Genomic DNA, 10,468 nt, shown 5'->3' with positions numbered 1-10,468 from the left:
TTCGCGGTTGTAAGTGCAGATTGAACATTTGTTTGAGTAAGACTCTCCCCCGAAAGTGAGATTAATTTATCATATGATTTAACATGTACAACTTGACCCAATTGATCGTATTGCTTTTCAACAACAAAACCGAGTGCATCAATTTGATAAATCTGTTGTCCATCTTTGTTATAGACATAGCGAGTCAGATTAGCTGTTGTTTTACTTACCGTAATTTCTGATGCAACAATGCTATCTTTACTTTCCCAAGTAGCTACATTCTGCAATGTCGTAAAATCATACCGTGCAATAGTTCGTCCATTTAGATCATAGACATAACTCGTTGTGGTCCCCATACTATTTACAGTGTGGGTAAGTTGGTTTACAGCATCGTAAACATACCAAGTACTGTTACCAGCTGGATCGATCTTTCGGGTCAAATTACCGTTTTGATCATAGCGATATTCGGTTTTTAATGCCTCTCCTGTCGGGTCTTTTATCTCAGAAACCCGGCGCCCCAATGCATCATAAATATAAAGTGTCGTGATCCCTTTATCGACCACACGGATCTCACTCCCTGTCTCATCATAGGCATATGTTGTTGTGAATTTAAGACCCGTTGCATCTTGAATGACTGAGATCAACCGCCCTGCTTTATCATAATTGTATTGGGTCGAGCGTTGATTAATCCTCCCATAAGCTTCTATAACTTCTAAACGTCGCCCCTGTCCATCATAACGGTATTGCGTTTCGATGACTTCGTCGTCTGAGATTTTAATGCGTTGAGATTGAATTCGATTAGCATCATCATAAATGTATTCTGTTTTAAGCCCTACAGCATTGGTTGTCTCTTTTAACAGCCCTGTGTTTTTATCGTAGATATAACTAGTGGATGCGCCAACAGCATTGGTTTCTTTAGTTTTTTGTCCGTCTTTGTTATAAAGATATGAGGTTTTACCATTATTCGCTTCTGTGATATCTATTACATCGCCAAACTCATTGTAGCGGGTAATCGTCTGTAAACCTTCTGGGCTTTTTAAGGTTAAAGTTCTCGTTTTATCGTCATAGCTATACGTGGTGATGTTGTTATTGGTATTTACCGTTAGGATACGGTTCCACGCATCATATGTAGTTTTAGTAAGACTGTTATTTGCAGATGTAACCTGTATGGTTCGTCCTTGATCAGCAACATAGTTATCATAGTTATAACGGGTAATATTATCTTTGGCGTCTGTTTCTTTAATCACACGACCAAAAGCATCATATTCTTTGCTCGTAGTCTGATTTAATCCACCATGATCTGAAATAGCACTTTTCAGCTCACCTCGTTTGGTATAGAGGTAATGTGTTTGTACAGGTTTTTTAATACCGTTTAGGGTAATTTGTCGAGTTTCTAGCTCTAATTCACCATACTGATTGTAGCGATAATCAACACTATTTAATAAGGCATCCGTTTTCTTGCTAATATTACCTAATTTGTCATATTCGAAATTTTCAACTTTATCTTTCGTTGTATTCTTAATTGCTGTTACTAAACTCGTAAGGGTGGTCGTCAGCTCTCCACCTTTTAAGCGCTTGCCCACCCCAACCGCATTTGTAAAAGCAGCTGGAATAGCAGCGCCTGCTAGATCCGTTACATTTTCATCGGTTTTAGACAAACTATTCACATATTGAGTAGTTGTCTTCACTTCACCAAACAAGCTATAACTGGTTTCAACCACATTACCTTCAGCATTAATACTATGGGTCAGTCGACCAGATTTGTCATAATAAAAAGTCGTTAATTGACCTGCTGGATTGAGTACATGACTCTTACGTCCAGCCGCATCGTAATAAGACTTAATCCCATATTGTTCATAAACCTGATCAACTTGTGCAGCAGTCATGCCTGTCTTAATTTCAAGCGCAAGCTCACCTGCCAATACATGGGTAACCTCATCAAAGGCATTATAACGAGTATAAATACGTCTTTCGTTGCCACTACCCGCCGCCAACGTTTCTATAATGATCCGACCAGCACTATCATAGGTATAACTTGTAATGCCCTGACGAGTATCACTTAACTTCGTTAAACGCCCTTGATTATCATAATATTTAATCGTCTCTTGGTAGGTATTACTTGCTGGAATAGATGAAATAAAGTCATTCCATACAGTAAAGAGAGTAACCGATGTCGTTGCTGGAGAGGTATACCGACGAGTAGTTACAGTATTATTTTCTTGATTATAAATATATGCTGTAATAAATTTATTGTCGTCAATTGAGCCAATAAGATTATTCTGAGCATCATAGAAAAAAATTGTACTAAGCGTTTTATTATCAGTACCTGTCGGCTTAAGCTGCGCCAAAGTCCCTGTCTCACGTAGACTTTCTGTCGTTAACTTACTATGACGGTTAACCTGAACTTTCTGCCCTACACTATTATAAATCGTTTCAACCAAATACCCTTCAGCATCTAAAGCACCCACTTGAAGGTTATCTTTATTGTAAAAATAACGACTAACTCTATCACCAACTTTTGTTTGAATGATATTACCAAAGTTGTCATAAATATATTCAGTTAACGTACCATTGGCCTGCTTAATACTCGCTAACTGGTTACTACTGTCATAATCCTTTTGGATCACGCGATCAAAGCTATTTACAGCTGGGCGAATATCCTCAATCCGTTTCTTCGTAACGCTGTTGTTGACTAACCATCCTGTAGGGTTTACTGCATTTGCATAACGGGTTTCTTTGGTTTGTAGGTCATTTTTATTATAGGCATATTCAATTAATAGACCTGAGCTATTTACAACACCAACCAACCTGCCTTTTTTATCATAGAAATTGTATTGTTCATTGCCCGTAGGTTGCTTTGTATAAACCAATCGTCCTGCTTCATCATAAACATAATTAGTCGTTCGACTTGGTTGACTCGTTGCAGATTGTACAACATTAAGCAATCGACCATAGTTATCGAAGCTTTGTGTGGTAATCAGATTAGCCGCATTTGTTACGGTAATTTTACCCGCAGCATAACTATATGTCGTTGTTCCAGCTGCGCTGACCTCTGTCAGAATCCGACCCAAGCCATCATAGGTAAAGGATTGCATCGCTTGAGCTGAGGTTGCTGCTGCCGTTTGTCTGTTGGCACCGTGACGAATAATCTTTTGGAGTAACAGTCCTTTGGGATCATATACATAATCAATCAGTTGCGTAGATTCATCAAATATTCCCTGATTATCAATGTACCCCGTAGATGCATCAATACTCTTATTAATCGAGCTATAGGCGACTTCTCTTTTAAGATTACCCAAGACATCATATTCATAGCTAATAAACTTATTTTTTTGTACTTTTTTAGACCAATTTTCTATAGCAATATAAGTTAAACTACTCGAAGTCCCATATTTATTCTGATAATTACTTTTGCCTATCAATTGGCCTTTATCATTATAAAGATATTCCTCTACATTTCGCTCACCATTTAAGATAAAACGCAAACGTGATTGAGTATCATAAACATAATTAATATTTTGCGCATCTCCTGTTGGCAATATCCAATTATCATTTACATCTTTATTTGCTAAGGTACTGAATTGTGTGACTGTTTGTAGTCTAGAGATTCCTGAATATGTATATTTAATAGCTTTACCGTCATGGCTATATTCTTCTATTAAATTACCATTGCTATCATAGCGATAAGTAAGTTTATTCCCCTCATTATCTATTATCCCAATCACATTACCTTGACTGTCATAACTAAAGGATGACACCTCAGCATTGGCATTTTTAATACTAATCAGCTGTTTATTAGCATCGTAACTATATTCCCAAATTTCTTTTAAGCTATTTTCAACAGTGGTTTTATTCACAGCATAGGTGAATGTAGTTAAACCCTGACTATCTCTAACGGTTTTTACACGATGTGTATTCGTTACAGTATCCAGCTCATAGGTAAATTGAACGGAACTGCCATCACTTTGGGTAATCGAAGCGATCCGACTTGAAGTGAGTTCATAGCTATAGCTGGTGGTATAGACCTTCTGGTCTGCAATACTATTATCATTCGGAGTTAAATCAGTGATAACTTTTGATAAACGATTTAAACTATCATATTCATAATAAACATTTTGGTTGGTGACACCATTTGCTTTGGTATCTATACGCTTGATTCGATTGCTTGTACCATCATAATTATAAATCAGCTCATTTAACGCGGCACTATTTAAATCTTTGATTGAAATCAAACGATCTAATGCGTCATAACTATAGGCTAGATTGGTTCCATTATTATCTTCAACCGAGATTAAACGTCCTGTTTTTAAAGCCGAATTATAATCGTAAATTTCACTTGCTAAGGTTTTTCCATCTGTCATTACCCATCTATTATTATTACTGTCAAACCTGAGCCTATCGTAAGCACCATCACCTTCTGTAGAAACATAATTGTTAGTAGAACTAAAGTTAAACGTAATTTGATGGCCATCTTCTGCTGTAATCAATATTTTACTGCCTACAGCATTCAGATTACCAACCAATGAGAGACGTCGATTCCACTCCCCACCCCATTGTGTATCTCCATTTAGAATACCCTTAGAGTTATACGTCTTGATGGACTGTATATCTTTTCCAACAGCCGAGAGATTATGATCGAGTTGACGAATGATAAGATTACCATCGGAGATATTGACATAATTTTGAAGTTGAGCTTGCCCAAAACTTGCGTTACCTTGTACCCCTTGCTTACCTAGATTATTAAATGAGCTATTAAATAAACCTAAGCCATTTCCAGATACAATCGCAACCATGTTACAACCTCATTTTTATTTTTGATCTAAATTAGAATAAGTTTGAAATTATATACTTAAGATATTCTAAATAATCTAAATATATTGCATAAATTTCAACACAACATCCCATCAAACAGACCTCGTAGTCTAATATTTTTTACCATACTTTAAAATGCCCTATAAAAAATAATTTCGACATTTTTATATTAAAGTCTGTTGACTTTTTAGATGGGCTTTGTGTTTTTAATAAAAATTATCAATTACGTATAATGCTACGAAACAAAGCATAAAACTATGGAGTGTTAATAGACCCTAATTATTTAAATATCTAATACAAAACGAGATTGATCATCTTATTCGATCATCAATCTCCGCATTTGAATAAAAGAGAAGGCGTCTCCTCTCTCTTTATATCTTATACTTTCAACCAAGCATCTACTTTGCTTTGATCTTCAACTTTCAATTCAACCGTGGTGAGTGGATTTTCTCCTCCCTGAAGCTCAAATTGCAACAACTCATCTCGACGGAAAGCAAATACGGTAAATGAAGCTTGCTGCTTCGAATATTGGGCGAGCAATTTCTCTGATGCTTTTAAACCATCAATGGCAATAATCACATCATTGGCAGATAATCCCGCCTGAGCTGCTGCACTGTCACGGCGAATTTGCTGTACCAATACACCCTCTGCTTTATCGACAGTTTTCAGACCAAATGGAAGTGCTTTTTCATTTTTGATCGTATAACTTAAACCAAACTCAGGTAATAATTGATCAAGCGGCAGTTCTTCAGTGGTATTGATCAAATGATTGATTTGCTCAATCCAATCATTACCCGTCAGTTCATGGCACAACTCAAAAACCGTACGATCATTGACCTGAATTCCCTGTTGCGTATTTTCATATAAACGACGCATCAAAGCATCTAGGCTTGAACCTCTTAAACGTAGACCTAAATCTAAGCAAAGCGCCACTAAGCTGCCTTTGTTATAGTAACTTGTGCCTGCATTAATGGAGTTCTCATCCTGACGATAGAACTTAATCCAAGCATCAAAACTTGACTCAGAAACGGACTGAATAAAACGTCCAGGATTTTGTAAATAACGATCAATTTGCGCTTTTAATAAGTCCAAATACGACGCTTGTGAAATCACGCCACTACGTAACAAAATCAGATCGTCATAATAAGAGGTAAAACCCTCAAATATCCAAAGTAAGCTGGTATAGCCCTCTTTGTGCAAATCATAATTGGCAAAGTTTTCTGGGCGAATAAATTTCACTAACCATGAATGGAAATATTCATGACTACATAAACCTAAGAAACGTTGATAGTCCTTAGATGGTTCTTCCGCCTCATTTTCTTTTGGTAGGTCATCCCGAGGTATAATCAAACTAGTGCTATTGCAATGTTCCAAACCACCATAACTATTGCCTGTCGCCATGGTCATAAAGCTATAGTTTTGAAAGGGTGCTGAGCCAAACATATCGATTTCAGTACGACATATTTTTTCGATATCGGCTTGTAAACGTTGTAGATTGGTACTGTGTTTTCCTGAAATCACAAACTCGTGTGGAATACCATTTGCTTCAAAACTAAAACGACTTTGATCAGCGAGTTCAAATGGGCTATCAATCAGCTGATCATAATTTTCAGCTTTTAAAGTAAAACGTCCTTTGACTAAACTTTTCGCAGGCAAACCTGTAGCAATCTGAAAATGCTTCAATTCATTCGGTAGGAACAGTTCCACTTCACATGGTGATTGTTCTTGATCCTGAAGTCCTAAACAAACACAAGCTGGATTGACATAGACACGGGTTTGATCAACATAAGCACCACGCACCGATAAATCGTATGCATAGACATCATATTCAACCGTAATCAATTCATGATCGGTATTGAATAACCGCCAGCGATTTTTCTCGGTTTTCTTAATACTGAGTAAACGCCCTGCTTCATCCGATGCTTTAACCGACTCGATATGTTTTGAAAACTCACGAATCAGATAACTCCCCGGAATCCAAGTGGGCAACCAAAGTTCTTGATTTGGGTTGGCAAGAAAACGAAGCGTGACATGAATAAGGTGTTGGCGATAATCATCGAACTCAATTTGATAGTGCAGCATAGTTCAAAAAAGCAAATAGAAAGATTTCTCACAGCTTATCATTTTTTTACAAAGTCTTGCGCAGTTGTCGAAATTGTCTGCAAAAGTTTAGCCTACAACGCAATTCATATATAAAATGTCAACAGCCCCCCTAGATTCTATAGCAGAAAAGTCATAGCATGCTTTTCTTGCGTTCATGCCACTGGATCGGCTGTAAAAGGTATTTAAGTGAAATTTTATCTCTCCCTCTGTTTATTTCTTAGCATGCTTTTTGCTCAGCTAACACATGCAAATTTACTCAATATTATGCCCGAAACAGTCGAAGCTCAGGCATGGTCGATCATCGATGTACAGTCGGGACAAATCATTGCTGAACACAATAGTCATGTGCAGCGTGCGCCAGCATCGTTGACCAAAATGATGGTGGCTTATATCGCTTTAAAAGAAATTGAAGCAGGTAAATTACGCAAAGAAGACGTGCTTACCGCCACACCTGTTGTCAATTCAGTGATGTGGGATGAGTCACAAATGTATTTGAAAGCTGGCGAACAAATTTCTGTAGATCAACTATTAGCAGGCCTAATCATCATGTCTGCCAATGATGCTGCATTAACATTAGCTGAAAAAATCTCAGGGAGCGTGCCGCAATTTTTGGCTCGAATGAATCAAGAAGCCCAAGCTTTAGGCATGAAAGATACGCATTTTAGTAATCCGTCAGGCATTACCATGACCGATCATTATTCGACTGCTGCCGATCTCAGTTTACTCGCGCAAGCCATTGTCACCAAAACACCAGACTATTTGATTTACTCAAAAATGCCAAGTTTTAGCTACAATCAACGTTTCCATCGTGCAACTAACCTTGCCCTCAAAATGGATCCGACCTCTGACGGCTTAAAAACGGGTTATACCAAAGCAGCAGGCTACAATTTAGCTTTAACCGCAGAGCGCCCTACGTTTAATTCACATGTAGATAGCCGACGTTTGATTGTGGTCGTTTTGGGCACGCCAAACGCCATCAAACGCGCTGAGGTAGCACACAAGTTAATGAACTTGGCTTATACCTATACACGTGATGAAGAAGTCATTCCAAAGCATAGGCTGATTGCAGAACTTCCAGTGATTAAATCAACTTTGAAAATGTTTAAAGTTGAAACACAACAGCCAACCATTGTGACTACGTCTTTATATGCTCAACCCGCACCGATTGATTTAAATACTTTTGATTTAGCCACTCAACGGATTCAGGTGCTTGATACAAATCAACAAATCATTCCAGTCGAGCCGCTACAAACGACCAATACGCATATCAATATTGAACTTAATCAACAACATTTAACTGCACCATTGACCCAAGCCATGAACCTCGCCACGGTTTCAATTTATCAAAATAATCAGTTACTTCGTAGCTTACAAATTGAAAATGATGTGCAAATTGAAGAAGCCAATCTTTTTCAAAGAATCATGACTTGGTTTTCCAACTTGTTCTCGTTTTTCTCAACAAATGATAATCAAGCTGCCAAACTTCATCCTTTAAATCAAGGATAGAAACTCGACTAATTTTATCAAGATTAACCATACACAAATAAAAAAAGGATGGCATAATCCCCCCATCCTTTCACAAAAATAATCAGGTTAATCATGAGCAAAACCTTACATCATATCGTGATTGTGGGCGGTGGCGCAGGTGGTTTAGAGCTTGCAACACAACTCGGTGAACGTTTTGGTCGACGTAACAAAGCTAAAATCACTTTAGTCGATCAGAACCTTACCCATATCTGGAAACCGCTCCTTCACGAAATCGCTGCTGGCTCAATCAACCCTCACGAAGAACAAACCAATTATTTTGCTCACGCAGAAAAGCATCACTTTGAATTTGTGCTTGGTACTTTAATTGAGGTTAATAAAGATCAAAAACAAATTACCCTCGCTCCCCCTCAGCTTTCCAAAGAACACACGCCACAAATTCAAAGCTTAGGCTATGACACTTTGGTGCTGGCTGTTGGCTCAGTCTCAAATGATTTTGGTACTGAAGGTGTTCGCGAATATTGCCATTTCCTAGATAGTCGTCAACAAGCAGACATTTTCCAACAAGATTTATTCCATCTTTATATCGAAGCGCAAAATCAACCCAATGACCGTGCCTTGAATATAGGAATCGTTGGTGCAGGTGCGACTGGGGTTGAATTGGCGGCAGAGCTGATTGAAACCACCAAGAACTTTTATCGTTATGGATTAAAGAAAATTAATCCGAAGCAAGTCAAAATCACCTTAATCGAAGCATCTGATCGTATCTTGCCTGCACTGAATGAGAAAACAGCAGCGCATAGCGCCAAGCAACTTAAGAAAATGGGCATCGAGGTTCTGACGGAGCACAAAGTACAAAAAGTAGATCAGTCTAATGTCTACTTTAGTAATGGGCATGTTTTGCATTCGGATATTACGGTATGGGCTGCCGGCGTCAAAGCACCTAAAGTTCTAGAGTCTTTTACTGATTTTAAACGTGACAAAATTAACCGTTTAATGGTCTATGCAACGCTACAAACCTATTCGGATCCAAATATATTCGCTTTTGGTGATTGTGCACATTGTCAGTTAGATGCGCGCCAACCACCTTTAGGACCACGTGCACAAGTGGCAAGCCAACAAGCAACTTTCTTGGTCGATGCATTAGCAGCACGGTTATCAGGCTCACCACAACCGATGTTTATCTTTAACGACAAAGGATCGCTGGTTTCTTTAAGCCGCAATCAAGCTGTTGGAGAATTGCTGGGTGATGTCAGTGTGCAAGGTTTTATTGCCAAAACCATGTATGTTTCTTTGTATCGACTACACCAAGCCAATATTCATGGTTATACCCAAGCGGGGATGCTGACCATGAAAGATTTACTCACAAGACGTGTCCGCCCAAAAATTAAACTATATTGAGTTGAAATTTTTAATTTCGTGCCTATTTATAATGAAATCGTTTCAAAAAGTGGAAAATGGTCTACAAAAACTATTTTTCACTTTATGATATACACCTAAATTAATGACATGGATTTAAAACATGACTGCTATTGCAAATAATCACGTGGTTTCATTCCACTACACTTTAACAAACGCTGAGGGTGAAACACTTGACAAATCTCAAGGTGAACCACTTGCATATTTGCACGGCGCAGGCAACATCATTCCTGGTTTAGAAAATGCACTTACAGGTAAAACTGTTGGCGAGAAATTCACAGTAAACGTTCCAGCTGCGGAAGGTTACGGTGAATACAACCCTGACCTCGTGCAAGAAGTTCCAGCTCAAATGTTCCAAGGTGTAGACAACATCCAACCGGGTATGCAATTCCAAGCTCAAACTGATGACGGCGTACAGATCGTAACAGTTAAAGCGATTGAAGGTGACAACATTCTTGTTGATGCAAACTTCCCGCTTGCAGGTCAAGACCTTACTTTTGAAGTTGAAATCGTAGAAATTCGTGATGCTTCTCAAGAAGAATTAGATCACGGTCACGTACACGGTGCAGGTGGTCATCACCACTAATTCATTTATGAATTAGCACTACAAAAAGCAAAGCCTCGGCTTTGCTTTTTCTTCACATTCACTTTTATAAAATAAGAAAAACAC

Annotated in this window: 5 protein-coding genes; 3 read left to right on the top strand and 2 right to left on the bottom strand. The window is 38.3% G+C overall.

Going from position 1 to position 10,468, the window contains the following annotated elements; all coding sequences use genetic code 11:
- Together J2Y37_RS10110 and J2Y37_RS10105 are read right to left on the bottom strand one after the other, a co-directional pair.
- On the bottom strand, nt 1–4,772 hold a 4,772-nt coding region (locus J2Y37_RS10110), incomplete at its 3' end, for a hypothetical protein (RefSeq protein WP_349032724.1).
- Nucleotides 4,773–5,169: 397 nt separating this feature from the next.
- Nucleotides 5,170–6,873 (bottom strand): PDZ domain-containing protein, encoded by a 1,704-nt coding sequence (locus tag J2Y37_RS10105; protein WP_349032723.1) that lies wholly within the window; start codon nt 6,871–6,873, stop codon nt 5,170–5,172.
- Between the two features lie 285 nt (nt 6,874–7,158).
- Here J2Y37_RS10105 and J2Y37_RS10100 point away from each other — a divergent pair, with 285 nt between their 5' ends.
- The 3 genes from J2Y37_RS10100 (at nt 7,159) to J2Y37_RS10090 (ending at nt 10,384) form a co-directional block, all read left to right on the top strand.
- A complete protein-coding gene (locus tag J2Y37_RS10100) occupies nt 7,159–8,400 on the top strand; it encodes a D-alanyl-D-alanine carboxypeptidase PBP6B (RefSeq protein WP_349032722.1) in 1,242 nt (413 codons plus the stop codon).
- Nucleotides 8,401–8,493: 93 nt separating this feature from the next.
- The gene (locus J2Y37_RS10095) at nt 8,494–9,780 is read left to right on the top strand and encodes an NAD(P)/FAD-dependent oxidoreductase (RefSeq protein ID WP_349032721.1); all 1,287 of its coding nucleotides are present in this window, start codon (nt 8,494–8,496) and stop codon (nt 9,778–9,780) included.
- A gap of 121 nt (nt 9,781–9,901) precedes the next feature.
- Nucleotides 9,902–10,384, top strand: a complete 483-nt coding sequence (locus J2Y37_RS10090; RefSeq protein ID WP_005197827.1) for a peptidylprolyl isomerase — start codon at nt 9,902–9,904, stop codon at nt 10,382–10,384.
- The last annotated feature ends 84 nt before the right edge of the window (nt 10,385–10,468 follow it).

It is taken from the genome of Acinetobacter sp. 3657 (assembly GCF_031456775.1).
Lineage (GTDB): Bacteria > Pseudomonadota > Gammaproteobacteria > Pseudomonadales > Moraxellaceae > Acinetobacter.
The sequence above is the reverse complement of the archived record's forward strand: the minus strand, read 5'-3'. Positions and strand labels throughout refer to the sequence as shown.